Origin of the sequence: Blastococcus sp. CCUG 61487 (assembly GCF_005222955.1) — a bacterium.
Taxonomy (GTDB): domain Bacteria; phylum Actinomycetota; class Actinomycetes; order Mycobacteriales; family Geodermatophilaceae; genus Blastococcus.
On the sequence record NZ_LWUA01000180.1, the window covers coordinates 1 to 319 of the forward strand.

A 319-nucleotide genomic window follows, 5' to 3' on the forward strand; every position below is an offset into this window, starting at 1 on the left:
CTGCTCTGCGCGGCGCTGCTCGTGGCCGCCCCGGTCGCCGTCGTCGTCTCCGGCTGGGGGGAGAGCGACCAGGAGGCCGACCGCGTCTTCACCCCGGAGCCCGGCGACGAGGGCACCGGTGGCGAGGGCACCGGCGGGGAGAGCACCGGCGGCGACGCCGGGGTGACCACCGAGGCCTCCCGCACGCCGGAACCGCCCCCGGCTCCCGACCCCGGCCCGGCGGATGCGGCCGCGCGCCCGCCGCCCCACCGGCAGGCGCAGGCCCGGGCTGGGCGCCGGCCGGGGGTGGGCAGGGGAGCTCCGGTCCGGTGGCGACCCA

The 319-nt window shown here is 82.1% G+C and carries 1 protein-coding gene; it reads left to right on the forward strand.

The window, feature by feature from the left end:
* The coding region (locus A6V29_RS20875; RefSeq protein WP_212719201.1) for a hypothetical protein at positions 1-319 on the forward strand (319 nt) is incomplete at both ends.